The organism is Hymenobacter sp. 102, from assembly GCF_049949205.1.
Lineage (GTDB): Bacteria > Bacteroidota > Bacteroidia > Cytophagales > Hymenobacteraceae > Hymenobacter.
Window position 1 is genome coordinate 1,427,247 of the sequence record NZ_CP188172.1, and the last position, 26,922, is coordinate 1,454,168.

General features: G+C 63.5%; 13 protein-coding genes. 2 read left to right on the forward strand and 11 right to left on the reverse strand.

All coding sequences use genetic code 11. From position 1 onward, the window contains the following. Positions 1 to 42 precede the first annotated feature (42 nt). The 7 genes from ACN19L_RS06270 to ACN19L_RS06300 all read right to left on the reverse strand — a co-directional run bounded on the left by ACN19L_RS06270 (position 43) and on the right by ACN19L_RS06300 (position 12,744). Complete coding sequence (locus ACN19L_RS06270; protein WP_426492675.1) at positions 43 to 1,206, reverse strand: glycoside hydrolase family 88/105 protein; 1,164 nt, start codon at positions 1,204 to 1,206, stop codon at positions 43 to 45. 194 nt (positions 1,207 to 1,400) lie between these two features. Then, complete coding sequence (locus ACN19L_RS06275; protein WP_426492676.1) at positions 1,401 to 3,335, reverse strand: glycoside hydrolase family 97 catalytic domain-containing protein; 1,935 nt, start codon at positions 3,333 to 3,335, stop codon at positions 1,401 to 1,403. 34 nt (positions 3,336 to 3,369) lie between these two features. Then, positions 3,370 to 4,377, reverse strand: coding sequence for a glycoside hydrolase family 43 protein (locus tag ACN19L_RS06280; protein ID WP_426492677.1), 1,008 nt, complete (start codon positions 4,375 to 4,377; stop codon positions 3,370 to 3,372). Positions 4,378 to 4,412: 35 nt separating this feature from the next. Further along, complete coding sequence (locus tag ACN19L_RS06285) at positions 4,413 to 6,302, reverse strand: NPCBM/NEW2 domain-containing protein (RefSeq protein ID WP_426492678.1); 1,890 nt, start codon at positions 6,300 to 6,302, stop codon at positions 4,413 to 4,415. A gap of 86 nt (positions 6,303 to 6,388) precedes the next feature. Next, positions 6,389 to 8,620 carry a family 43 glycosylhydrolase gene (locus ACN19L_RS06290; protein ID WP_426492679.1) on the reverse strand — a complete coding sequence of 744 codons (2,232 nt, stop codon included), beginning with the start codon at positions 8,618 to 8,620 and terminating at the stop codon, positions 6,389 to 6,391. Between the two features lie 240 nt (positions 8,621 to 8,860). After that, positions 8,861 to 10,498, reverse strand: a complete 1,638-nt coding sequence (locus tag ACN19L_RS06295; protein ID WP_426492680.1) for an alpha-L-fucosidase — start codon at positions 10,496 to 10,498, stop codon at positions 8,861 to 8,863. Between the two features lie 182 nt (positions 10,499 to 10,680). After that, positions 10,681 to 12,744: a glycoside hydrolase family 127 protein gene (locus tag ACN19L_RS06300; protein WP_426492681.1), complete on the reverse strand. Its 2,064-nt coding sequence runs from the start codon at positions 12,742 to 12,744 to the stop codon at positions 10,681 to 10,683. Between the two features lie 797 nt (positions 12,745 to 13,541). Here ACN19L_RS06300 and ACN19L_RS06305 point away from each other — a divergent pair. Further along, on the forward strand, positions 13,542 to 13,985 hold the full coding sequence (locus tag ACN19L_RS06305; RefSeq protein WP_426492682.1) for a hypothetical protein: 444 nt from the start codon (positions 13,542 to 13,544) through the stop codon (positions 13,983 to 13,985). Positions 13,986 to 14,038: 53 nt separating this feature from the next. On the opposite strand, the gene ACN19L_RS06310 is transcribed toward ACN19L_RS06305, so the two are convergent. From ACN19L_RS06310 to ACN19L_RS06325, 4 genes are all read right to left on the reverse strand, one after another. Next, positions 14,039 to 16,081: a DUF2264 domain-containing protein gene (locus ACN19L_RS06310; protein WP_426492683.1), complete on the reverse strand. Its 2,043-nt coding sequence runs from the start codon at positions 16,079 to 16,081 to the stop codon at positions 14,039 to 14,041. A gap of 231 nt (positions 16,082 to 16,312) precedes the next feature. Next, positions 16,313 to 17,893 carry a RagB/SusD family nutrient uptake outer membrane protein gene (locus ACN19L_RS06315; RefSeq protein ID WP_426492684.1) on the reverse strand — a complete coding sequence of 527 codons (1,581 nt, stop codon included), beginning with the start codon at positions 17,891 to 17,893 and terminating at the stop codon, positions 16,313 to 16,315. Positions 17,894 to 17,923: 30 nt separating this feature from the next. Next, entirely contained in the window at positions 17,924 to 20,926 is a 3,003-nt protein-coding gene (locus ACN19L_RS06320; protein WP_426492685.1) for a SusC/RagA family TonB-linked outer membrane protein, read from the reverse strand. 318 nt (positions 20,927 to 21,244) lie between these two features. Next, the gene (locus ACN19L_RS06325) at positions 21,245 to 22,282 is read right to left on the reverse strand and encodes a glycoside hydrolase family 43 protein (protein WP_426492686.1); all 1,038 of its coding nucleotides are present in this window, start codon (positions 22,280 to 22,282) and stop codon (positions 21,245 to 21,247) included. Positions 22,283 to 22,634: 352 nt separating this feature from the next. On the opposite strand from ACN19L_RS06325, the gene ACN19L_RS06330 reads away from it, so the two are divergent. Next, positions 22,635 to 26,909, forward strand: coding sequence for a hybrid sensor histidine kinase/response regulator transcription factor (locus ACN19L_RS06330; protein WP_426492687.1), 4,275 nt, complete (start codon positions 22,635 to 22,637; stop codon positions 26,907 to 26,909). Positions 26,910 to 26,922 lie beyond the last annotated feature (13 nt).

Sequence of the window (26,922 nt, forward strand, 5' to 3'; positions counted from 1 at the left end):
AAAAGAGTTGCCAACCGAGGGTTGGTTGCGCCGGCCCGCAATTTATTTATCAGCGTAGCGGGCCATTTCGCTGGCTGCCAGCAGGAAAGCCCCCACCCCAAAGTTGGAGGTGGAGTTCTGGTTCACTACCTGTCCAGGAATGGCTTTTTCGCCAATGGGCTGCACGTAGCCGATGGCGCCGTCGGGCTGCAGGGCCGTGGTGGTGAGGTACTGCCAGCCTTTCATAGCGGTGGGCAGGTACTCCTTCTTGCTCAGCACGCCGTGGTTGATGCCCCAGAGGTAGGCAAAGGTGTTGAAGGCAGTGCCGCTGGTTTCGGGGCCGGGGGCGTGGGTAGGGTCCAGCAGGCTGCGCGTCCAGTAGCCCTCGGGCTGCTGAGCGGCTTTAAGGGCGGCGGCCAGACCGCGGAACTTGCTCAGGTACTCGGCGCGGTGCGGGTCGTTCTGGGGTAAGTCCTGCAGCACCCGGGCCAGGCCGGCAAACACCCACCCGTCGCCGCGGGCCCAGAAGTCCTTCTTCCCGTTCACCGATTTGTGCTGGGGGTACACGTACTTGGCGTCGCGGTAGTACAGGCCGGTTTCGGCGTCAAAGATGAGGCCGTTGGTGTAGCTGAAGTACTCGTGCAGCTTCTGCAGATACAGCGGGTTGCCGGTGGCTTTGTGCAGCTTGGTCATCACCGGCATCACCATATAGAGGCCGTCCACCCACCACCAGTAGTCGGTTTTGTCGGTACTCATCTGGTACTCCATCACCTCGCGGGCCCGGGCAATGCGCTGGGGCTCGGGCTTGAGGGCGTAGAGGTCGGCGTAGGTCTGGAAGCAGATTTGCCAGTCGCCGAAGAGCACGAACTCCGGGGCCTCGCCGTAGGGCTTGTACTGCCAGCGGGCCTTGTCGTCGGAGGTGGCGCCCTTCCACTGGTTGTGCACGGCCCAGTCCTCGGAGTACTGGCGGTACTTCTCGTTTTTGGTGGCGGCGTAGGCGGCCATGTTGCCGGTGTGGTAGGCGGCCACATCCCAGAACGCCCGCTCCTGCGGCGGGTGCGCAGCCTGCCAGTGGTCATTCACCTTGGTAATCAGGGCCAGCACGTCGGCTTTCCTGGGCTGGGGCGCGGTGGTGCTGGAAGCCGCCGCAGTTTTCGAGGACGCGCAGCCGGTGGGCAGCGTCAGCAGCAGGGCGGCACCAAGCAGGCAGGCAGGGAAACTGGTCATAGAGTGGGTAGTTGGGGCCTCACCCCCCGGCCCCCTCTCCGGGTGGAGAGGGGGAGCCACGGCGGCGCGGTTCGGGTTTCGTTAAGTTTCTGTTTATCAGCAAGTGGCACCGTCTGTGCACTCTGCCAACTTTCTGCATTTAATAACGTCAGGCTCCCCCTCTCCCCCTGGAGAGGGGGCCGGGGGGTGAGGCACTACGGCTGCACCACGAAGCCGCCCCGCGCCGGCAGGGTCAGGCGCAGCGTGGGGCCGCTGAGGGAGCGAGTGGCAAATTGGCGGTTGGTTTCGCCATCGAGGATGAGCGTACCGGCTTTCAGACCCAGCTTGGCAAGGTCGAGGGTTAGCTCGTGGGGATGGTCGGTGGCGTTGATGCCGGCCACATACCAGCGGCCGTCGGGGGCCTGGCGGGCCAGCACGGCGTACTCGCCGGGGAAGCCGTCGAGCAGCTTCACATCAGCCCAGCCGGCGGGCAGCTGGCGCAGAAAATTCTGCACGTAGGCCGGCTGCCGGGCCATTCCCTCGTCGGTTTCGGCGTAATGTTGAATACCCGACTGAAACAGCACCGACAAAGCCAATTCAAACGCATTGGAGGTGCGGCGCTGCTTGCCGGGAATTTCCGAGAAGCACACCGGCGTGAAGTCCATCGGGCCCACGGCGTTGCGGGTGAAGGGCAAGGTGGCGCAGTGGGTGGCTTCCTGGTCGGTGTTCTGCTGGTCGAAGGTCAGGAACTCGAAGCCGCGCACGGCCTCCATGGTCATCAGGTTGGGGTAGGTGCGCTGCCAGCCGCGCGGGATGGTGGTGCCGTGAAAATTTACCAGCAGCCCGGCCGCGGCGGCATCGGTCAGCAAATCCTGGTAGTAGTTCATAAACGACTGCCCGTCGCCGCCGAAAAAGTCGATTTTGACCCCGGCAATGCCCATCTGCTTGATGCGGGCAAGCTCCCGGCGGCGCGTTTCGGGGTTGAAAAGGATGTTCCTGGGCGTCTGCGGGGCCTCGTTCCAGCTGCCGTTGGAGTTGTACCACACCAGCAAACCCACATTTTTGCTGCGGGCGTACCGGGCCAGCTCCTGCATCTTGTCGTAGCCGATCTGGGTGTCCCACAGCGCATCCACCAGGCAGTAGCGCCAGCCCATGCCCGCGGCGTAGTCGATAAAGCGGCGCTGCACCTCGTAGGTGGTGTTCTTATCCCCCAGCAGCACCCACGACCATGAGGCCTTGCCCCCTTCGGCCAGTTTGGCCGCAGCCGGCGCCGGGGCGCTCAGGTCCGTGGACAAGGTCGATTCGACGATGGGCGCCAGCGAGTTGCCCAGCACGATAACCCGCCAGGGCGTGCGCCAGGGCAGGCGGCCTTCGGGCGTTACGGCCGCCTCAGACGTGGTGCGCTCGGCAGGCTGAGCGAAGGCCACGGCGTACTCGCTGTTGGGCGCTTCGTGGGCCAGGTGGGAGCCGCAGTACGTGCGGCCCATGCCGGCCTCGGTGAGCAGCAGCCAGTGCCCGTTGGCCTGAAACAGCGCCGGAAACGACCACCCCGCCCCCAGCGGCGACGCGGTGCCGGCCGCAATACCGCGCTGGTAATATTCCTCGTACGAGGGCTGCGTTTTGGCCCAACCCGTCTGGGCTTTGGCGTGGGGGTGCAGCCAGCCTCTGGCCCCGGCCGGCAGCCGGAACGTGGTAGCCTCCCGGGTGATGCGCTGCACGTCCTTGGCAGGACCTTCGAGCAGGTACTGAAACGCCACGCCATCATCGGAAACCTGGAACACCACGCTCAGCTGTGGGCCGCTCCGGCCCCGGAAACGCACCACGCGGCGGTTGGCGCGGTAGCGGCATTTGGCGCGCTTATCGGTGCTGAGCTGGTAGTCATCGGTCACGGCCTCTACCTTCTCTACTTTGTGCAGGGTGAGGCCCTGGCTGAGGTCGGCGCCGGCCAGCACCAGGCCCAGGCGCGAGGCGGGTAGCACCTCGGCGCGGCCGTAGCGCACGGCGTAGGTGGGCCGGCCTTGGGCATCCACTTCAATAGTGACCTGCACCGCACCGTTGGGACTGCCCACACGCACGGGTGTGGGCGCGTCCGGGCGGGCCAGCACAGCAGCCGTCAGCAAACTCAGCCCCAGGGTAAACAGCAGACGCATTGGTAACGCGGTAGTAAGTTGGAAACGGACTTGGCTATGGTCGGTACGGTTTACCCAGCACCAATTTGTCGCCCGCGGTGCTCACTTCAAACAGGTGCGGCACGCGGTGGTAGCGGCCGTTGATATCCAGGTGGCTGTGCAAGGACATCAGCAGCCTGCCGTCGAAGGTGCGGAATAGCATGCCGTGGCCATAGTTAGGCGGAGTAATGGGCTCGGCTTCCTGGATCCAGGGTCCATCTAAGGTACCGCTTTGGGAATAGGCTACGCCCTGGGTGTATTGGTCGTACACCCAGCTGGTCCAAATCATGCCCAGCCGGCCAGTACCGGTGCGGAACAGATAGGGCCCGTCGGTAACCTTGTTGGGGCGCACCGGGCCGGTGCGCGGGTTTTCCCGGCTCCAGGGGGCTTCGCTGGCCCGAAACAGCACTTTCCCCTTACCCACGGTACCGCTCAGGTCGGGCTTCAGGGCAATCTTCTCCACGGTGCCGTTCTGGTTCTGCAGCCACTCGTGGCAATACACCATGTAGGATTTCTGGTCCTTATCCACCCACAGCGTCGCGTCGAGGGTAGGCATGGTGGCGGGCAGGTAGGTGGCGTCGCGCATCGGCACAAACGGACCATCGGGCCGGTTGCCGACCAGCACGTGGCAGGCCCGGCGCTCAATCACCTGGCCCTGCATCGTGTCAATTTTGATGGCCGGGTTGGTGAAGGTGGCGAAGTAGTAATACTTGCCCTTGTAAGGGTGAATTTCGGCCGCCCAAATCATTGGCTTCGGCCCCATCCAGGAAGCAGGGTCGGGTTTGGCCACGGTGTACGGGCCGCTCCAGCGCTTTAGGTCGGGGCTTTTCCAGAGCAGGCCGCCGGTACCCGTCATGTAGTACTGGTGGGTTTTCTGATCAGCGAGGATAAACGGGTCACTGAGCCGGATGGAATCCAGCGGCAGGTTCTGGCGAACAACCGGCGGTTTGGCCTGCTGGGCCCGGGCCGCGGCCGGAGCTAGTAGAGCGGCCAACACCAGCCATTTCGCAATGTTCCGCGTCATACTTCCTAGTTGATATACGGTGTGTATCATCTTCCTTACAGCTTTGCTCCGGTGACTGGCGTTTTGCGGGGAGCACCTTTGGGCGCACTCAGGCGGTACAATACCGCGCCGTGCCGCCGCACGTAGGGGGCCAGTTCCCCGCCTTTCACTACCACGCTTTGGCCGCTCCACAACTCCGTAGCCGTGGTGCCGGCGGGCAGACCCAACTCCTTCAGGGCTACCGGTATGCGCACTGAATCGGCGGGCGGGGGCAGCATGGGGTGCTGGGTGAACACGAGGACCTGAAAAGTACCGCCGGTGTTCTGCCCGGCGGCGGCGCGGTCGAGGCCCACGGTGGCGGTGAAGCGGGTGCAGCCGGCCGGCACGTCGTACTCAATAATGGAGTTGGCGTGGGTTCCGATGCCATCAGCATACGTCTGCTCCCCTACCCGCAGCGGCCCGCCCGATACGCTTTTGCCCGGACTGACTTTGCCCCAGCCGGCGGTGGCCTGTTGCCAGGTCAGCCCGCGGAGCGGCAGGGGTTCGGTGCCGCGGTGCAGTTGGGGGTTGAGCCAGTCGGCGTGGTCCCAGGCCGAGCCGTCGCCCCCGTCGCGCACTACCAGGTAGAGCTTTTTCGCCCCGTTCAGCTCCACGTTTACTTCCTGCTGCGGGTGCTGGCGGGTGATAAGCTCACTGCGCCAGGCGGCGGCGCTGGCCGGGGCGGGCTGCTGGTCCTGGGCATTGAACAGGGCCAGGTACTGGTCGCCGGAAGCGGGGTCCTGGGCCGTCCAGACTACCAGGTCGCCGCGGCGCCAGAGCTGGCGGCCGCCGGTGCTGCGCTGGTTTACCTGCAGCACAGCCCGGTTGGTGAGCAGGCTGAGGGTGAACGGGTCGTTGCTGGGCAGGTCGCCGCCGAACATGAGCGGGGAGCGGGCCATGCTCCAGAGCGTCAGCAGGGTGCGTTGCTCGTCGCGGGTGAAGCGGGTCATCCGGTCGTCGCCCCGCTCGGCCCGGATGCCCAGGCGGCCCAGCGGCAGCATGTCGGCGTCGGGCCAGTTGCCGGGGCGACTGTAGGGAGCCCAGCGCTGGCACACTTCGAAGTGCTCTTTAAGCTGGTCCCAGCTGTCCCAGAAGTCGCCCACGGTGCGCCACATGTTGGCATGCTGCTGGGCGTGCGGGGCGTTGGCAATGGGCGTTTCTCCCGGCGACATGCTCAGCACGATGGGGCGGCCGGTGCGGTCAATGGCTTTGCGGATCAGCTCGATTTCGCCCGCGTGGTAGGGCTCCGAGAGGTCATCGACCTTCACGAAATCCAGACCCCAGCCGGCGTACAGCTCAAACAGGGAGTTGTAGTACTCCTGCGCGCCGGGGCGGTCGGCCACCACCGTGTACATGTCGCGCAGCCAGTGGCACTGGCCTTCTTTCGAGTAAATATCGGCGGCCGTGAGCTGGGTGCCTTTGATGGGCAGTTTGCGCAGAACCGCCTGCACCGGCACCCCGCGCATGATGTGGATGCCGAACTTCAGCCCTTTGCTGTGCAGATAATCAGCCAGGGGCTTGAAACCCTGCCCGCCCGCGGCCGAGGGGAACCGGTTGGGCGCGGGCACGAAGCGGCCGTACTGGTCGAGGTTCCAGTCGGGGTTTTGCTCGTTGTAGCCGTGGGCGGTGTCGTTGCCCACGTACCAGCGGATGTCCACCACCACGTACTCCCAGCCGAAGGGCCGCAGGTACCGGGCCATGTAGTCGGCGTTGGCCTTGGTTTCGGCCTCGGTCACGGTGGGGCCGTAGCAGTCCCAGCTGTTCCAGCCCAGCGGCGGCGTGGCCGCCCAGGTACGGAAGGCGGGTTGCAGGGCTGTTGGCTTAGCCCGTTGCTGGGCTTCGGCCGGGGCCCCGAGCAGCAGGCCGCCCGCCAGCGCGGCAACAAGTGAGGTGGAACGGAACGGCATGCGGGGGTGGGAGGCGTGAAAAATCGAACTGAAAAAAAGCCAAGACCACCGGGCAAGCCGGCAGTTGCAGCGGCAGAAACGACCGGCTATTTCATCTTTACCGGCTGGATACCGGCGTGCGTGGGCACCACTTGCTCGATGCTACCGTCGGGGTTGAACTCCAGTTTGTCGATACACACCTCCCGGTTGTAGCCGGCGGCGTCGCCCATGGTAATGCCGTTCGGGAAGGCGAAGCGGTGATACATCAGGTACCACTCGTCGCGGCCGGGAATTTGAATGGTGCTGTTGTGGCCGGTACCGTAGATGCCGCTGGCCGCGTCCTTGCTTACTACCAGGTTGTTGGCCGGCACGGTGATGGGGCCGAGCGGCGTGGTGGCCGTGCCGTAACGCACCCGGTAGTTGGGGCTGCGGGTATCGTCCTCGCTCCACATGAAGTAGTAGGTACTGTTGCGGAACAGCACGTGGGCGCCCTCGCGGAAGGTATTGTCGGGCGTGAGCACGCGGGTGGTACCGGGTTTCAGGCTCATTAGGTCGTCGCTGAGTTCCGCGCCGGCCATGTAGCCGTTGCCCCAGTACAGGTAGTTTTTGCCGCTCTGCGGGTCGTGAAATACGGCCGGGTCGATCTGCTGGCCACCTTTTACGCCCTCGGGCAGTTTATCCAATAAGGGTTGGCCGGAGTCCTTGAACGGACCGGTGGGGCTGTCCGAAAACGCCACCCCGATCTTCTGCGCGGCACAGAAATAGTAGGCGTAGCGGTAGCCGGTGGCCGTTTTCTGCTCCAGCATGCACGGGGCCCAGGCGTTTTTCTTAGCCCAGCTCACGTCCTTGGGCAAGTCCAGAATCACGCCTTCATCCTGCCAGTTCACTAGATCCGAAGAGGAAAACGCCTTGAAGTAAGTACCCGACCAACCCGTAAACCCATCACTAGTTGGGTAGAGGTAGAATTTACCGGTTTTCTCGGCGTAGATGATGGCCGGATCGGCGAAGTAGCCGCCCAGGGCGGGGTTGTGGGTTTCGGTGGCCGACACGGTGATGGTTTCGGCGGGCCGCTCCCCTACCCGCACGGTGTAGCGCACGGGACCTTTCGAGAAATCTTGCGGGCCGCTAGGCGTGAGCTGCGTGCCGGGAATGGGCCGAAACTGCGGGTCGAGGGCTTTGAGGTTGGTGCCCGGCTTCACGAGGAAGCGCACCTGACGGGCGGCGCTATCTACGGCGGTGTTGTTGGGCCGGATGGCGGGGTTCTGGGCCGTGAGCAGCGGCTCGGTAGCGGGCAGCCAGCGGGCAGCCAGGCGGGCGGCTTCCGGCTCGGTGATGGGCAGCACGGTGCCGTGGCGGGGGTGAAAGTTCATGCTCACCTCGCCATCCACCACCTTAAACGTGCGCAGGTCACTGGTGCGGGTAAACTGGTACTGGCCGCTCATGTACCGGTCGTACATCAGGATGTAGTCGGCGGAGCCGTTGAGCCGGAACGTGCCGGCACCCTCCACCGCGTCCTTGGTCTGCTGCACGTACTCGTCGCGCAGCACGTAGCCGCTGGTCAGCTTATCCGACACGGCTACTTTGATGCCGTTACCCTGGCCCTCGGTTTTGAAAAACAGGTAGAACTTGCCATCCTTGGCTACAATGTCACCGTCGATGCAGGAGCCGTTGGTGGGCGAAAAGAACAGCTGTTTCGGCTCACCTTCCAGGTCAGTAAAATCCTTGTTGGCGTAGGCATAGTAGATTTTGTCGGGGTCGTCGCCGTGCTTCAGGGAGAAGTACACCAGGTACTTCCCGGCCTTCGCGTCGTAAATGGTTTGCGGAGCCCACACCCGCTGCAGGTTTTCCTGGCCTTTGTAGCGCCGCTGGAAGTTGATAGCGCTGTGCGTCCAGTTCACCAAGTCCTTGGACTTGAGCAGCACCATGCCCCGGTTGGAACTCCAGCCCTTGGCCGATACCATGTCGGTGGCCACCAGGTAGAACTGCCCATCGGGCCCGCGCAGAATGTGGGGGTCCCGCACGCCGCCGGTTTCACTAATGGCGGCCGAGTTGATAACGGGCCGGTTGCCGTTGAGGGCGCGGTAGTGGTAGCCGTCGGGGCTGAGGGCAAAGCGGATGGCCTCCTCCTTCTTCTCGTTGCCGGTGAAGTACACGAACAGGTAGGCCGTGGTCTTGGGCGGCTTAGAACCCTTGGCGAAGCCGGGCCCAACCGTTGCCACCCCAAGCAGCAGCAGCAGCGCCGCAAGAGCAGTCCGGCGCAGCCAGCCACTGACCGGGGCAGCAAACGGGTTAGAACGAGTACCCCAATGGGCAACGGCAGAAACTAGAGGAGGCAACATGGCGGGTGGAAAATCGGCGGGAAGGAAGCTCCACGAAAAACTGGTTTTTCCAGCCGAAATCCACAACTACGCAACTCGCTGGCGAATTTCTTCCCCTACTTTGACCATTTCGGAGCCGTTAGCTCCTACCTTTTTAGACCGTCATGCTGAGCCCCGCGAAGCATCTCTACCGCTTCGTTGTTCGGTAGTGATGCGTCGACAAGCTCAGCATGACGGTCTTCCTCCTTCGCTAGCTCAACCCTACCCCGTGATTTTGAAGGCGTACGCCAGCCCGGCCGCCGGGGCCTGGGCGGGCAGCTGCACGCGCAAGCCCTGGGCCGTTTGCTCGAAGCTCAGCGGCTGCCCGGCTTCTCCCAGCAGCTCTACGCGGCGCACTGGCTGCGGGCGGAGCGAGTTGCCGGTGGCCAGGGAGGTGATGAACAGCTGCCCATCGGTGGGCCAGCCCAGGGCGGTGGCGTACAGCACGTCGCCCTTGGTGGCGAAGCGGATATCCTGCGCCCCGAAGGCTTTCCCTTTACCCTCGTTGAAGCCCTGGGCGCTGAGGGCTACTGCCTGCGCCTGGGCCGGACCTTCGCCGAACACGCCCCAGGGCCGGGTGCCGTAGATACTCTCGCCGTTGGCCTGCATCCAGCGCCCGATTTCGGCCACAATGGCCCGCTCCTGCTCGTCGATGGTGCCGTTGCCGCGCACGGGCACGCTCAGCAGCAGATTGCCGTTTTTGCTCACCACGTCTACCAGCGTCTGCACCACGGTTTGGGCGCTTTTATAGCCGTGCCGGTCGTATACGCCGCGGTTGTAGTGCCACTCGCCCAGGCAGGTGCAGGTTTGCCAGGGCAGGGGCTCGGTTTGCTGGCTCTGTCCCCGCTCGATGTCCCATACCAGGCAGCGGCGCTGCGCCTCGGTGAGAATTTTGCCGGTAATAACGGCTTCGTTGCGCCCCCGGTGCCGGCGGATGCTGGTGTTGTACTGGTAGGCCGCCAGCCGCAGCCCCACGTCGCTGACGGGCCAGAGCGGCAGAGCAGTGTCATCGTAGTACACCAGGTCAGGCTCGTATTTGTCGAGCAGCTCGGCGGTGCGCCGGTAGAACTTCTCGCAGTAGGCCGCATCGGGCTTGCTGGCCCCGTCGCCCCAGTCCCACTGCTGATGGATGGAGCCGGGGCCGCTGGGGGCGTGGTTTTGCGCGTAGAGAGCCTGCGGGTCGAGGCCCTCCCACCACTGGCCCTTGCCCTCGGCGGCGGTGAGGTGGCCATCGTAGGGCACGCCGGCCAACGGGCCGGTTTTGTCGGCCTGGCGGGCGGTGTCGTACCAGTTCCAGGCGTGGGCGGCGTGCACGCTCACCCCGAAGCGCAGGCCGTGCTTTTTGGCCGCTTTGGCCCAGCCGCCCACCAGGTCCTTTTTCGGGCCGAGACGGGTGGAGTTCCAGGGCTGGTGGCGGCTGTCGTAGAGGTCGAAGTTGTCGTGGTGGTTGGCCAGGGCCACGAAGTACTGCGCGCCGGCCTGCCGGTAGAAGCCCACCAGCTCCTCGGGATTCCAGGATTCGGCCTTCCACTCCCGGATGATGTCTTTGAAGCCGACCTTCGACGGGTGGCCGTAGTGCTCCAGGTGCGACTTATACTGCCAGCCTCCCTGCTCGTACATGCCCCGGGCGTACCAGTCGCCCGACTCCGGCTGACACTGCGGACCCCAGTGCGCCCACAGCCCAAACTTGGCATCCCGAAACCAGTCGGGCACCTGATATTGAGCCAGGGATTCCCAGGTCGGCTCAAAGCGCGGGGCCGTGGCGGCAGTAGCCGGCCGGCTCTGGCCCAGCAGCGCCCCCGGGAAATATGCAGCCGGAGCAGCCAGCGCCAGACTTTTCAGTAGTTCTCGACGGTTCATGGAAGGAGGGATAATGGAGCGGTGGTGACTATTTGAACAGTAGTAACCAGAAGCCCGCCATGCTGAGCTTGTCGAAGCATCTCTACCGCTTCGTCTGGATTCGTTCGACGAAGCGGTAGAGATGCTTCGACAAGCTCAGCATGACGTTGTTTCACACAAGACCAACGACAGCCAGTGCGGCGTTACTTCTTCTCTTCTTTCTGCACAGCCGGCTGCGTCACCAGGTCCACGTCCACTACCTTGGCCGGGAACCACACCGTCATTTCACCCTTGCCACGGTTAGCCCAGGCGTAGTACGGAATGGCCGTCAGCGTCTGCGGTACTGTTTGGATGGAGTTGGTGGCTTCGTTGACCTGCACGGCGGGCACGGTGGCGGTGAGGGCGGTGACGCCGTTGAGCAGTTCGGGCTTATAAGTAGCCGTGAACTGCGCCGTGGGCGGCACAATGAGGTTACTGGCGCGGCCCTGGTTGTCGGTCCACTCGGCGCAGTACATAAGGGGGCCGCGCTGCAGGGCCACTTTGCCCAGGTCGTCCTGCACGTGGGGGTTGGCCACCACGCGGCGCACTTCCATCGGCAGCGTCACCGTCACCACGTCGCCCTTATGCCACTTGCGGGGCAGCACGGCGTAGCCGTTGCGCAGCTGGTAGGGCACGGGCTGGCCGTTCACTTTCACCTCCACCTTAGCGGCTGAGGGCTGGGCGAAGGTGTAGAGGTTGGTCGGCAGGGCTTCGCCGCGGGCCCAGCCGGGAATGCGCACCAGCAGGTTGAAGTCGGTGGCGCGGGCGGGGTTGACGGTGAACTGCAGGCCGCCGTCCCAGGGGTAGTTGTTCTGCTGCACCAGCTGCACCTTGTCCTTACCCACCTGCAGGTCGGCGGTGCTGCTCACGAAGAGATTCACCAGCACGTCGCGGCCCTGCTGGCCGTACACGTAGCCGGGCAGGGCCGGAAACAGGCGGGCCAGGTTGGTGGGGCAGCATGAGCAGTCGAACCAGCCGGAGCGCTGGGCCTCGCTTTGGTTGAAGCTGGCCGAGTTCTTCACCTGCATGGCGTTGGAGTAGAAGAACGACTTGCCATCCAGCCCCACGCCCGAAATCAGGCCGTTATAGAGCACTTTCTCCAGCACGTCGGCGTATTTGGCGTCGCCGTGGAGCTGCCACATGCGCTGCTGCCAGTACACGTCGGCCACCGAGGCACAGGTTTCGTTGTAGGCCGTGGCGTTGGGCAGTTCGTAGTTCCGGCCAAACCGCTCCCCGTCGGAGGCCGCGCCGGTGCCGCCGGTCACGTACAGCTTCTTACCCACCATGTTCTGCCAAATGGTATCCACGGCCACCAGCAGCGGCTTGTCGCCGGTGAGGGCGGCCACGTCGGCCATGGCGGAATACAGGTATTCGGCGCGCACGGCGTGGCCGATGGCCTCCTTCTGAGCTACCACGGGCTGGTGGTCCTGCCAGTAAGCACCGTTCTTCCATACGTCCTGGCTTTTGGCATCGTAGCCCTTGTACTGCCCGCGCTGGTCCAGGAAGAACCTAGCGGTGGCGAGATACTTGGGCTGGCCGGTGGCGCGGTAGAGCTTCACCAGGCCCATTTCCACGATTTCGTGGCCGGGGGCCACGGCCCGCTTGCCGGGGCCGAAGGTGGCGCACACTAAATCGGCGTTTTTCAGGGCAATGTTCAGCAGGTTGCGCTTGCCGGTGGCTTCGTAGTGCGCCACGGCAGCCTCGTAGAGGTGGCCGGCGTTGTAGAGCTCGTGGCTTAGCTCCCGCTCCTTTTCCCACCGCTCCTTCCCGGCCCAGGCGTGCGGGTGCTGGGGGTCGATGGTACGGGCGGTGTAGAGGTAGCCGTCGGGCTCCTGCGCAGCCGCTACTTTCTTGATCAGTTCGTCCACGTAGGCATCCAGCTTGGCGTCGGGCTCCAGCTGCATCGAGTACGAAGCGCCCTCGATGGTCTTGTAGATGTCAGTATCGTCGAAGGGGTACGTGGTGGCGAACTTGCCCGATTTGGCGGCAGCCATTTCGAAGTTTTTCACCCGGTTGGTGGCCTCGCAGCGCTGAAACGAGGCTGGAATGGTAACATCGGTATTGGTTTTGAGCCGGGGCAGCCAGAAGTTGTCGGCCAGCTTCACCTTGGTAAACGGCACGGCCTGAATGGGATAATCAGCTTTCTGCTGGGCCAGCGCGGCGGTGGCGAGGCGCAGGCCCAGGGCCGTGAGCAGCAGCGGTTTCAGGGGGAAGCGAGTGGTAGGCATGGGAAGGGCTGTTGTACCGGATGCGGAATAAAACGAAGCGGGTTGGGCTCGGCCGGACGCGCGAAAACCGCTCCCCGCGCGGCACCCGCCGGCCGGTAGGTTCCCACACCTACCCGACTGGCTGCAGCAGCAGGCTTTCACTCGCCGGGGTGCTGGCTTGCAGACCACTTCCCCGATGCTGCCGGCGGCGCCGCGCGGTGCGCGGTTCTCCCACCTTCCCCTTCGTGTAGCAGGCGGCCCGCCAGCGCAGGCCCCGCAAAAACAGAGCAGGCCACAAACCCGCGGCACCCGGCCGGCGGTACCATTCCCACACAGTACCGCCGGCACTCGGATAACGACCTGCTTCTCTCAAAGCAAACGGGTCCCCTTCACCCTGGTCGTGCTGCGGCAGCGCACCCAAGGCGCCGCGTGGTTTGTGGCCTGCTGAAAGCCGTTGGCAAAGCGGTTAACAGTACTTCGTATCCCGTTCTGCCTATGGCAAAGTTCAGCAGCATCAGGGTAAAGCAGGCGGGACAAATTGGGCGTTTAGCCGGGTCTTATTCGTCAGCAAGTTGTTTTTCAGCGGGTTTTATAAAAGAACGTCATGCCCAGCCGGAGGCGAAGCATCTCACTCGGCTGATGTTGTAATGGTCGCTAGTGTGTAAGGCATCGGCCCTTATCGTGAAGCATACCGATGTTCGCGGCACAGATTCAGACGCATCTCATAATTTGCTATCTAAATCAGTGGTTGACTGCTAACCACTGATTATAACCAGTTGGCGCGCAGAAGCCCCCTGAGATTTTATTACCGCTTCTTTATGCCTCACTCAATCTTAAATAGAATTTTGGTTGTAGCTGCGGCAGCAATTGGGCTAAGCAGTTGCGAGAGAACATACCGTGGTGACCAACTCTCTGCTAATGAAACCACCCGAATCAAAGCACTTGCCCAACTGAGCGAAGACGAACAGATTTACCAGTTCTATTCTAATAATGACGGAGTCGAAGGTGCTGGTAATTACTGTACTACTAAACGCATCGGGCACTACTGGCGTGGCCAGCGCGCTTACGAGATAGAATCAGCTTATTACCAGGATATTGCACGAATCACGCCATACTATAATCCGCCCGGCGATTTTGTTGTCCCCTACTTACTTGTCACGCGTAAAGACAGCACGCAGTTCAAAGTGTTTGTGGGAGGGGAACACAGGCAGGTAAAAGATTTTTTTGTCAAATGTCTTACTCATTGGAGAGTTGGTCATTGAGTTTAGCCAGCAGTTGAGATTCCTCGACAAGCTCAGCGTGACAGGCTGTGCTCCTACTCCTCAAACCGCACTACCCGCCGGGTACCATCGGCCATCTGCACGGTGATGCTGCGGTAGTCGGCGGCCGACAGGCTGCGCACGGGCAGTAGCTCGGCTTTGGTCCACTTCTGGCCCGAGCGTTTCCAGAGCAGCAACGTAGCCAGCAGCGGCCGGCTTGGGGCTGAGGTGCCCACAGCGTTGAGCACGGTGCTTTTCTGGCTGACGGGGTGCAGACCGGTAGCGTCCACGGCTTCCACCGCGTCCCAACCCTGCAGGGGTACCAGGGCCAGCTGGTAGGTGCCGTTGTCGAGGAGGTGCACGGTGCGGCCCTGCACGCGGCGGGTGCTGCGGCGCACCGTGCCGGTGAGGTTGGGTAGGGCGTAGTGGCCCAGGCGCAGCGGCAGCGTTTCGGTGCTCTGGTTGACATCGAGCCGCAGGATACCGTTGGGCAGGGGCACGTCGGCCAGGCGCAGCTTCACGTTGGGGTTGGTTTCCAGCACGGCGTCGCGGTAGTACACGCCTTCCTCGAAGCGGCGGAAGGTGTACAGGCGCAGCGGCTCCCATTGCCCTTTCTGATTTTTGAACACGTAGTTCATGGCTACCCCGCCGTTGGGGCCGTCGGCCTGCCAGGGGAAGGCCGAGTTGTAGCTCAGGCGGTTGTAGTTCTCGTCGCCGCGGTAAGGGTCGGAGCTGGGCTGGTGGCAGGGGGCGCGCAGCTCGGCCGCGCCGGTGTTGGGGTAGTCGGTTACCAGAATGTTGGGGCCGGCCTCGAACTTGTTGAACACCGTGCCGCTGGCCAGCGCCGGCGTGGCCCAGGCGCCCTCGTTCTCGGGGGCGGTCCAGAAGGGCGAGTCGGCGGGCACCAGCAGGCCCAGAAAGGCTTTGGCCAGCCAGTACACGCTGCCCCGGCAGCTGTAGGGCTGCACGGCCGGCTCGAAGGCCCCGTAGAAACCCAGCGTGGGCACGTTGTCCTGCAGAAAATCGGGGTTCTGCAGAAACTGCAGCATAGCCCCCGAGGCAATGCGCCGCATCCAGCCGAAGTTGGTATCGGCGGCGGGGCGCAGGCCCATCAGCGGGAAGGGCACTACCGCCGCGAAGCGGTACGTGATGCTGCGTCCCCACATAATCATGTGCCCGTCGCGCCCAAACTGGTAGGGGTACGTGTCGTGCAGCGGGGCGAAGTTCGCATCGAGCTGGCGCACCACCTCGGGGTAGCGCTGCCGGCCGTAGTACTCGCTCCACAGCCGGCCGTACATCTGAAACGCCCACATGCTGTAGTAGTCATAGGTGGGCGCATCATTGTACCAGCCCTGGCCATCGTAGTGGGCCAGCTGCTTTTGCAGGTATTCTTCCAGCAGCTTTTTATTGACCGGGTAGCCTCTGGAATCGAAAAAGCTGAGGATGAAGATGTTGAAGTAGCGCCAGTTCTGCGGCACCGTGGGCCCGTCGCCGTAGCTAAGCATGGTGGCGGCCAGGGCATCCTTGGTGGGCTGGGGCAGCGGGTCCCACAGGATTTCGGGCGCGGCAAACAAAGCCACGCTCAGCCCCCCAAACTCTACCAGGTTCTGGCTGGGGCCACCATCCTTGGCCCGGGGCTTAATAAAGCTGGGGCTGGCGGGGTTTACCAGCAGGCCGAGCTGGTGGCGGTAGTAGTCGGCTACCCCGATGCCGTTGAGCGTGAGGCCGGGTTCTTCCTTCAGCAGGGGCGCGGCCATAAACAGCGTGCGGCACAGGCCCTCCAGCTTCTCGGTAGGTACCTGGCCGGGAGTGCGCGAGTAGCTTTTGCCCGGTTGCTTCGGAAACTGCATCGGGTCGTCCAGCTTATGCACGTAGCTGAAGGCCCCGCTGAGCAGGTAGCGGGCCGCCTCCTGCCAGTGGCGGCGCGTCATGCCGGTAAACGGGCTTAGCTGCCGGTCGGGCTGGTTGATTTCGAACGGGGGCAGCTTCTCGGCGGCGGGCGGCACCGAAGGCATACCCGCGTTGGTGGGCCCGGCCTGTTGGGCCCGGCCCGCCAGAGTCAGGAGCAGCAGCGCGGCGGTGAGGATGGGTTTGAGCACGGAGCGGTGGAAGGAGAATGGATGAGCTGATAAAACCGGCTGTCATCCTGAGCATGTCGCGCATCAAGCGAGGACGAAGGACCTTTTACGTTGCAACGATACTCGTTCAGACGTGGTAAGGTCCTTCGTCCTCGCTTGATGCGCGACATGCTCAGGATGACAGAAAAGATGGAGACAGACAAAGCAAAAACCGACGGCCGAAGCGGGTGCTCCAGCCGTCGGTTCAATTTCTTAATAACCGGGGTTCTGACCCAGATTGGCGCTGATGTTCCGGTCCCGCTCGGCCTGCGGAATGGGCAGCAGCAGGTTTTTCTGGGTGAGGCCGGTGACGAAGGCGCCGTTGAGGCGGGTGGCGCGCTCAATGAGCGTGCCGGTGCGCACCAGCGTAATGCGGCGTTGCTCCTCCCCAATCAGCTCCCGGGCCCGCTCATCCAGAATGAAGTTCAGGTCAATCTGGCTGGCGGTTACCTGGGCGGCCTGGGCCCGGGTGCGCAGCACGTTGATGGACGTGGCCGCATCCGCGAGCTTGCCCTGCTTGAACTGAGCCTCCGCCAGCAACAGGTAAGTTTCGCCCAGGCGCATCATGGGCAGGTCCTTGATGGTACCGAAGCCGAAGGTGTCGGTGGGGTCAAACTGGTTCCACTTGGTGGTGTAGGGCGTGATGTAGAAGATGGTATCCGAGCCCTTGAGGCCGGTTACCGGCTTGCCGAACGTAGCCGGGCGCGAGGCGTCGTTGTAGTAGAACTTGCGCTTGAGGTTGTACTTGGAGTTGCGCATGTCGGGCCCCGAGTTGTAGAGGCGGTAATCCACCCAGTTGCTCAGGCGCAGGCGGGCCAGCCCCCGGCCGCCCAGGGAGTCGGCCAGGGCCATGCCGGGCACGTTGTAGTAGGCCGGTACCCACACGCGGCGCTGCTGGGCGCTGGTGGTGCCGCCCGGAATCAGCAGTTGCTGCTCAATGCCCCAGATCAGCTCGGTGTTGCCCTGGCTGCGGCGCTGGTTGCCCACAATGAACATGTCGGAGAAATAGTCACCGGGCTGGTTGGACTTCACCCCGTAGCGGGCCCGGATGAGCTGGTACACGTTGCTGTTGATCAGGTCCCGCAGCACCTGCTCGGCCAGAGCGGGCTTGTTGTCGCGCAGGTACACTTCCCCCAGCAGCTGCTGGGCCGCGCCCCGCGAAATCCGCCCCGAAATAACCCGGTTGCCGGGCAGCATGCTCGGAATGGCGGTGGTCAGGTCGTTGATGATGAAGGCGTTGATGTCGGCTACCGGCGTACGCGTGAAGTCCGTGCGGGGCGAGGTAACGGGCTTGTCCACCAGGGGCACGTCGCCCCACAGCGTAGCCAGAAAGTTATAGGCGTAGGCGCGGAAGAAACGGGCCTCGGCGCTGATGCGGTTCTTGTAACCCTGGCGCACCGTGGAAGGGGCCATGACCGCGCCGTCAATAATCTGGTTGGCGTTGTTGATGGTGCGGTAGGCCCAGCTCCAGAAAATTTCCGAGCCCCGGTCCTGGGCCGTAAGCTGGTTGTAGTTGTAGTAGGGCACTTCCACGCCCTGCACCTGCCCGGGCATGGCCACGTCGGTACCCAGCTGCATGATGCTGATCAGCCCCTGCTGGTCGGAGTGGGTGTACTGCTCCCGCACCACCGACTGCAGGCCGGCCATGGCCGCCTCAAAACCCAGGGAGTCGGTAAGGACGGTTTGCGGGGTGTACAGGGACTTGGGGGTTTCGTCGAGGTATTCTTTGTCGCAGGAGCTAAGCACCTGAGCCAGGCCCAGCAAGCTGGCAGTGGCTAGTAAAATGCGTTTCATCGGTCGTCAGAGGGAATGCAAGGGTGGGAATTAGCGCAGGGTCACGTTCAGACCCAGCACGTAGCTGGCCGAGTTGGGGAAGTTGGGCGTACCGCCGTCCACGTTGCCCGTGCCGTTGCCCAGGGTGTAGTTCTGCTCGGGGTCGTAGCCAACCCACTTGGTCCAGGTGTAGAGGTTGCGGCCCGAGGCGTAGGCCGACACGCCGCCCAGCTTGAGACGCTCGGTGAGGCCGGCCGGCAGCGTGTAGCTCAGCGTCACGTCCTTGAGGCGGGTGAAGCTGGCGTTGCTGGGGTAGCCGTAGCCGCGGGGGTTGTAGTAGTTCAGGCCGGGGCGGTCCTGGCGGGCGTTATCAGGGGTCCAGTAGCCCACTTCCCGCGGGGTGTTCAGGCGGCCGCCCAAGTCCACCAAGTTCAGGGTGGGGTTGTTCTTGAGCACGCCCTGTACCGTTTGCAGGAACACGCGCAGGCTCAGGCCCTTCCAGGTGAAGGTGTTGGTGAGGCCCGCCGTGTATTTGGGCTGCGTAGAGCCCTGGTACTGCCGGTCGAGGGAGGTGATTTTGCCGTCCCCGTCGAGGTCGGCAAACTTCAGGTCGCCGGGCTTGGCGCCGGGGTCCAGGGAGGTAGCATCCTCCCCTACCTGCCACACGCCCACCATGCGGTAGTCGTAGATGGCGCCCAGGGGCTTGCCAATGAAGCGGCGGTTGCCGATGTCGTCGGTGCCGTTGCCGTACAGCTCCAGCACCTTGTTGCGGATTACGGAGAAGTTGCCGTTGGACTCCCAGGTGAAATTGGCGGCCCGCACGTTGGTAGTAGCCAGCGTCAGCTCCACGCCCCGGTTCTGCACCCGCCCGATGTTGTCGAGAATGGTGCCGTAACCGGTGATAATCGGAATCTGCCGGGCCAGCAGCAGGTCTTTGGTTTTGGCATCGAAATACTCCACCGTACCCGTAATGCGGTTATTCAGCACGCCAAAGTCCACCGCGTAGTTGGTGCTGGTGGTCTGCTCCCACTTCAGGTTGCTGTTGCCGATGTTGCTGGCCCGCAGGCCCACGGCCGTTACGCCGCCGTAGGCGTACTGCAGCAGGGCGTTACCGGTGATGGTGCCGTAGGGCCCGATGCCCTCGTTGCCGGTGGTACCGTAGCTAAAGCGCAGCTTCAGCTGGTTTACCAAGGAGTTGCCGCGCAAAAAGCCTTCGTTGGCCACATTCCAGCCCAAGGCCACCGAGGGGAAGATGGCGTATTTATCGGCATTGGCCCCGAATACCGACGAACCGTCGCGGCGGGCCGTGGCCGTAAACAGGTAGCGCGAGTCGTAGGAGTAGTTCAGGCGGCCCATCTGCGACACCAGGGCCCGCCGCTCACTGTAGGAGCCGATGGTGGGCGGATTGGAGCCTGAGCCAATGCTGTTGAACCCGATCTGGTCGTTGATGAAGCCCGAGGCGTTTTCGGTGGTGGTGAAGTAGGTGTTCTGCTGGGCGCTGTACAGGGCCGTCACATCGAAGTGGTGCTTGTCGATGTCGTGGTTGTAAATCAGCAGGTTTTCCAGCGTGTAGTTGTGCCGCTCGTCGTTGGTAAGCTGGGCAAAGCCGCGCTGGTTGCCAAACTGCCGCCCTTCGTAGTAGGCGTAGCGGTACGGCCGGTACGAGTACGTGCCGTTGATGCGGTATTTCAACCCTTTCAGAAAGGTCGGCTGCACCTCGGCGTAGGCCGTACCGGTGAGCTGGTTTACGCGGCTTTCCCGAGTAGTGGTAAGGCCCAGCAGCGGGTTGCGAATGAGTTGCTCCGGCGGCTGCGGAAAGATGGTGTAGGTACCATCAGGATTATACACGTTGCCGTAGGGGCTGGCTACCTGGGCTAGGCCCAGGTCCACGCGGCCCCCATCGTCGTTGTTGCGCGAGAAGAACGAGGACGTACCCACCGTCAGCCAGGGCGTCAGGTTGGCGTCGACGTTGGTGCGCAGGCTCACGCGCCCAAACTGGTAGCCCTTCAGCACTCCGCGCTGCTTGAAGTAATCCGCCGACACGAAGTACTTGATGTCGTTGGTACCACCCGAGAAGGACAGGTTGTGGTCCTGCAGGTAGCCCTGCTGGCTTACCAGGTCCATCCAGTCCACGGTGCGGTTGTTGTTGTAGTTGTCCAGCTCGCCGGTGTTGGGCACGGGCGTCACGTTGATGCCGCGCTGCCGGGCAAACTCCTGGTACTTGGCCGAGTAGGCCGGCCCATCGAGCGGATGCAGGCGGGTTACCAGGTTCTCGAAGCCCGCGTAGCCGTTGTAGCGAATCTGGGGCTTACCGGTTTTGCCCCGCTTGGTGGTGATGAGAATAACCCCGTTGGAGCCCCGCGTACCGTAAATGGCCGTGGAGGAAGCATCCTTCAGAATCTCAATGGAGGCAATGTCGTTGGGGTTGATGTCGTTGAAGTTGCCCGGGAACGGCAGACCGTCCACCACCAGATACGGGTCGGTGTTGGCCGTAATGGAGCGCACCCCCCGAATCTGAATGCGCGGCTGGGCACCGGGCAGGTTGGAGCCCCCCGTGATGGTCACGCCCGCCACCGCGCCCTGCAGGGCCTGGGCCACGTTGGCCACCGGCAGCTTCTCTAGGCGGTCCTGGGGCACCGACACCACGGAACCGGTTACGTCGGAGCGTTTCTGGGTACCGTAGCCCACTACTACTACCTCGTCGAGAGCTTTGGCATCGGGCTGCAGGCGGATGCTCAGGCTGCTGCGGCCGTTCACCGGAATTTCCTGGGCCGCAAACCCGATGGACGACACCAGCAGCACCGCGTTGCCGTCGGGCAGGCGCAGGCTGAATTTGCCATCGGCATCAGTGCTGGCCCCGGTGGCAGTGCCTTTCACCACCACGGTAGCACCGGGCAGCGGCTGGCCGTTATTATCAGTCACGGTACCCGTTACCGTAACTTCTGGCGCTGGCTCGCGGGTGGGCAGCGCGGCGGCCGACCCGGGGGCGGCAACGGCCAGAGCGGCGGGGAGGGGAGCCAGGGCGCCGTACAGGAGTAAATGTTTTACCCTCATAGATGCGTGGGTTGTGGGGGCCGGTAGGCCGAGTGGGAAAATGGTGTGTAGAAAGCGGATGAAGTCGGCGGAATACCCGGGCAGGCGGCGTGGGAACGCCAGCCCCGGCAAGCCCCGCTGATACTGCTGAAAATCAGTTGATCAGCAGTCAAATGTATTGGGCTTAGTATCCGAACTGCGGGCGTTTTCTGAGCAATAAGCGGGGCCTAATTCGCCGGCTGCTGGTTCCTTAAGTGGTTTCTCAGGATTTCGTAAGTAAGGCCTTACTTCTTTGAGCACAAGGATCCTGCACTGACACCGGAACCAGCGCCTACGCCCCTATTGCCCCGCCGACTTAGCGCCGGGTTGGGCGAAGAAGTCCAGGTTCCAGCGGTCCAGCCACTCAATGGTGGGCTGCCCCTGCCGGAATTGCACCGGCAGCCAGAGGTAGCGGCTATCCTTCAGGTCCTTGGGGTTCCACCGGTCGGCCAGGAAGATGAACGAGCCCGGCCGCCCCGGGGCCGGCAGCACGTAGGTTGACTGCCCCCCAAAGGTTTTCTGGGCATTGGGCCCGCGCATGGGGTCGCCCAGTTCCTGCCAGGGCCCGAACAGGGTATCGGCGACGTGCAGCGTGGCCTGGTTGGGGTCCCAGCCGGTGCAGCCGCTGGTGATGAGGTAATACCTGCCGCCGGTTTTGAACACGGCGGGGGCCTCCCGGTGGTTGCTGAACAGCAGGGTATCCTGCTTGGTAGCCGTCAGGAAATCATCCGAGAGCCGGGCAATGCGCAGGTCGTAGTTTTCCCGGGCCGAGTAGATGTGGTAGGCCCGGCCGTCGTCGTCGAGGTACAACGTCATGTCGCGCGACATGTGGCCGTTGGGCCGGAAGCTGCTCACGTAGCGGAAGGGTCCGGTAGGCTTGTCGGCCACGGCTACCCCGGCGCGGGCGGCACTGTAGCCTTTGCCCTTCAGCTCCAGGTGAAACCACATCACATACTTACCGGTCTTCTTATTGAAGAGCACCTTGGGCCGCTCCATCAGGCAGCCCTGCTCAATGTCGTGGCCGGGCTGGGTGCTGGGCTGCAGGGCCACGCCCTCGTAGCGCCAGTTGTACAGGTCCCGGGAAGAGTACACCGTCACGCCTTCTTCCTGCTGCTGGGCGCGCTTCTCCCCGTACCAGTAGTACGTTTTGCCTACCCGCAGCACGCCGCCGCCGTGGGCGTTGATGAGGTTGCCCTCGGTATCGTGCCACTGCTCGCCGGGGCGAAAGGCCGTGTGTTTCACGTTGGCGCCGACAGCAACGGCGGGAGCAGCCGGAGCCTGGGCCAGGGCTACGCCGCTCCAGAAACTCAGGCAAACGGCCGCTAGGTGAATACGCATGGTAGCAGAGAGTAGTAAAACGCCAAACTCCTGTAGCAAAGAGGTATGCAGGCCGGCAGAACAAGTAGGCAGTTCGGGACTCCGGGAGCACCTGAGCCGCCTTGCTACCCTAAAAGTAGCCGGCCGCTTCCCCCGCGAATGGGGGGGATTTTAGGCGAATTAGGGGGGTGTATTTTGGCGTAGGCGCTTTCGGCCGCCGGGAGCTTCCTGGGCTGGTTGGCAGGGGGGAGTAATTCGCGGACAGAATGTTATTTTCGTAGCCACAGCTCCTCCGTGGGGCTTGTGCATTGCTCCAGCCCAGCTGCTTTGCCCTGCGTCCTTGTTTCTTCTGCCGCCCCACCCCTACCCATTCGTGACGTTCCCGCTTCCCACCAAATGGCCCCTTGCCGGCTCCCTGCTTTGTCTGCTGCTGCTGCTGCCCGCGGCGGTGCAGGCCCAGAACACGGCCCCGGAAGACTTCCGCTTTGAGCACCTCACCGTCGACCAAGGCCTGTCGCACAGCGACGCCATGGCCGTGGCCCAGGACCGGTCGGGCTTTATCTGGGTGGGCACCAACCGGGGCCTCGACCGGTACGACGGCTACAACCTAAAGCAGTACGTGCTGCCCGTAAACCCGCGCAAGGGCGTTACGGCCAACCGCATTCAGGTACTGCACGTGGCCCCCGATGGCCGGCTGTGGGCCGGTACCGAGCGGGCCGGCCTCAGCCGCTACGATGCCGCCGCCGACCAGCTGCTGAACCTCGACGAAACCACTGGCCCCGAGCGGCTGCGGCCCCTGCTGCAGAAGCTTGCCCGCGTCAGCGTTTCGGCGCTGGCCTCCGATAAGCGCGGCCGGCTGTGGATAGGCACTCAGAACGACGGGGTATTTGTGCTGACCTTCGACAAGCAGGGCGCCCTTACCGACCTTACCCAGCTGGCTCCGCTCACGCCCTCGGCCCAGGACCAGCTGCAGGTAACCAGTCTGGCCGCCGACGTGGAGGGCAAGCTGTGGATTGGCACCCTGAACGGCGGCCTGCGCGTGGTGCGCCCGGAAAGCACCCACCTCACGGCCGAAGCTACCGAGCTGACGGCCCCCGTACGGGCCCTGCACCTGGACCGCCGCGGCGACTTATGGGTGGGCACTGGCCAACAAGTGTACTGGGTAGCCGCGGCCAACCGCCGCACCGTGCGCCGCCTCACCGAGCACCCCCAGAGCCTCACGTATCCGCAGCTCCAGTCCTTGCTACTGGATTCGTTTGGGCGGCTCTGGGTGGGCACCATCTACGGGCTGTATATCTGGGAGGCCGGGGCCGTTACGGGCACTACCCCACCCCTGCGCCCGGCTCCGCCTACCCTGCTGCTGCCCGAGGACGGGGAGCCGTTCAAGATCAACTCAGAGCGCGTCCACCAGATTTTTGAGGACCGCAACCAGATTGTATGGCTGTGCGCCTCGGCGGGCGGCCTCAATAAAGTGGACCTGCGGCAGAAGCCCTTCGGGCGGTTGCGGCGGCAGCTGGGCGGGCAGTCATCGTTGTCCAACAACTACGTGAACACGCTGTATAAGGAAGAGGCGCGGAATATCCTCTGGTTTGGCACCCGCAACGGCGTGGCCGCCTACGACCTGACCCGGCGCACGTTCCGCAATTACCTCAACCAGGAGAAAAACAGCACCACCCGCGGGGTCGATGTGGCGAACATCTTCCAGAGCAGCAACGGCACGCTCTGGTTTGGCACCCGGGGCTACGGCCTGGCCAGCCTGGTGCGGCGGGGCGGCCAGGATAAGCTCACCACCATGCGCCAACTGCCCAACGGCACCGACCTGGGCCGGGCCGGGGTGGAAAGCATGGCTGAGGACCGGTTTGGCACGCTGTGGGTGGGCACGTTCACCTCGGGCCTGGTGCGCCTTACGCCCGAGGGAAACGTGCTGAGCACCTACCGCGCCGGCAAAACCGGCCTGCCTACCAACCACTTTACCTACTTGCTCTACGACCGGCAGCGCGACGTGCTCTGGGCCAGCACCACCGATGCGGGCCTGCTGAAGCTCCGCCCCACCGCCGACTCGCTGCAGGTGCTGCGCCAGTTCAAAACCGACCCCACCGGCCGTACCAAGGGCCTCACCGTAAACTATGTGTGGCCGCTGCTGCTCGACCGGGAAGAAAACCTGTGGATGGGCACTATTGGCGGGGGCCTGCACCGCCTCAGCACCGATGCTCAGGGCCGGGAAACCGTGCAGAGCTACCGCAAATACCTGCCCGAAACCGACGTAGAAAGCATCCTGGCCGATGACGAGGGCCACCTCTGGATTGGCGGCACCGGACTGTACCGCTTCACGCCCGGCACCCGCCAGTACCTGCGCTACGACGTGGCCGATGGCCTGCAGAGCAACGCCTTTAAAATTGGCTCGGCGGCCCGGTCCCAGGATGGCACGCTGTACTTCGGGGGCGTCAACGGCATCAGCTACTTCCAGCCCCACACCATTCAGCCCAACCCCTACCCGCCCGTGGTGCAGATTACGGGCCTGCGCATTGCCAACCAGCCGGTGGCCGTGGGCCAGGAGTTCAACGGGCGCGTGGTGCTGCAGCAGCCGCTGTCCAAGCCGCAATCCGTAACCATTAAGGCCTCCGAAAACGACTTTTCGGTGGAGTTTGTAGGGCTGAACTACGCCAACCCCCAGAAAAACCGCTACGCCTACCGGTTGGTGGGCTACAACCAGAACTGGGTGTACCCGGCGCCCGGGCAGCGCACGGCTTCCTTTGCCAACCTGCCGGCCGGGCACTACACCTTCGAGGTGAAAGCCAGCAACGGGGAAGGCGTGTGGTCGAAGCAGGTGGCGGCCATGCAGTTTGATGTGCGCGCGCCCTGGTACAAAACCTGGTGGGCCTACGTGCTCTACGGGGTGGTTGTAGTGGGCGGCGTGCTGCTGTACCGCCGCAACGAAATGGCCCAGCAGGAGCTGCAGAACCGCTTGGCGCTGGAGCAGTTCCAGAAGCAGAAGGAGAAAGAAGTAACCGACCTGAAGCTGGGCTTCTTCACCAACGTCTCGCACGAGCTACGCACCCCGCTCACGCTCATTCTGGGGCCCATGGAGGAGATTATGCGCAGCACCGGCCCGGTGCAGGACTTGCGCGGCAAGGTGAACCTGATGCACCAGCAGGCCCGCAAGCTGCTGGAACTGGTGAATCAGCTGCTGGACTTCCGCAAGGTGGAAACCGGCAACGTGCCCCTGCGCGCCGTGCCCGGCGACGTTACCCGCTTCCTGACCGACATCTACGCCATTTTTCGGCTGAAAGCCCAGGAACGGGCTGTGCAGTACGTGCTGGACGTGCCCAGTGAGCCGGTGCAGCTGTACTTCGACCGAAGCAAGCTGGAAATCATCCTCACCAACCTGCTGGCCAACGCCTTCAAGTACACCCGCGACAAAGGCCGGGTGGAGTTGTCGGCCACCATCATTGGCAGCCCCGGCGGGGAGGCCGTGTACACCGGCGAACAACTCACGGGCAACTACCTCAAAATCAACGTCAGCGACACGGGCGTGGGCATTAAGACCAACGAGCTGGAGCGCATCTTCGACCCCTACTACCAAGCCTCGCACACCAACACCCTGCGCATGACGGGCACCGGCATTGGCCTCTCGCTGGCCCGGCAGTTTGCCGAGCGCCACGGCGGGCAGCTCACCGTGGCCAGCACCGTAGACATTGGGACGTCCTTCGAGCTGCGCCTGCCGTTTGGCCAGCAGCACCTGCGCCCCGAGGACATCCAGCCCGACACCGACGAGGCCACGCCCCTGCAGATCGACGAGGAGCAACTGCTCACGCCCCTGGAAGAAACCGACCTGCCGGCCTCGGCCCCGGTGCATGCGGGCCCGCCCCGCCTGCTGGTGGTGGAAGACAACGACGAGGTACGCCAGTACCTGCAGCAGCTGTTCGAGGGTGACTATATAGTGAGCACCGCCGAGGACGGCCTGGTGGGCTGGGACAAAGCCCTGCACCAGCTGCCCGACCTGATTATTTCGGATGTGATGATGCCCCGCAGCGACGGGTTGGAGCTGTGCCAGCGCGTGAAGCAGCATCCCAAAACGGCCCACATTCCGGTGCTGCTGCTCACGGCCCGCACCGCCGAAACCCACCAGTTAGAGGGCTTAGGCATGGGGGCCGATGATTACATGAACAAGCCCTTCAACCCCACGCTGCTGCAGGCCAAGGCCGAAACCATGCTCCGCAACCGTCGCAAGCTGCACGAGTTCTACCAGCGGCAGATTTTGCTGGAGCCCACCGAAATTGTGGTGGCCGATGCCGACCGGGAGTTCCTGGAATCAGCTATGGCCATTGTAGAGCAGAACCTGGAAAACCCGGAGTTCAGCGTACAGGTACTGGTGCGCGAAATTGGCATGAGCCAATCGGTGCTGTACCGGCGCATCAAGAGTATCACAGGCCAAACGGTTATCGAGTTTATTCGGGACGTGCGCATGAAGCGGGCCGCCCAACTGCTGGCCCACACCCAGATGCGCGTGTCGGAGGTGGCGTTCCAGGTAGGCATCGAAAATGCTAAGTACTTCCGCACCACCTTCCAGAAGATTTTCGGGGTGGCCCCGTCGGAGTACGCCAAGCAGCACCGCCAGCGCCGCGAACCAGCCTCCCCCACCGAGTAGCGTACACAAGGAG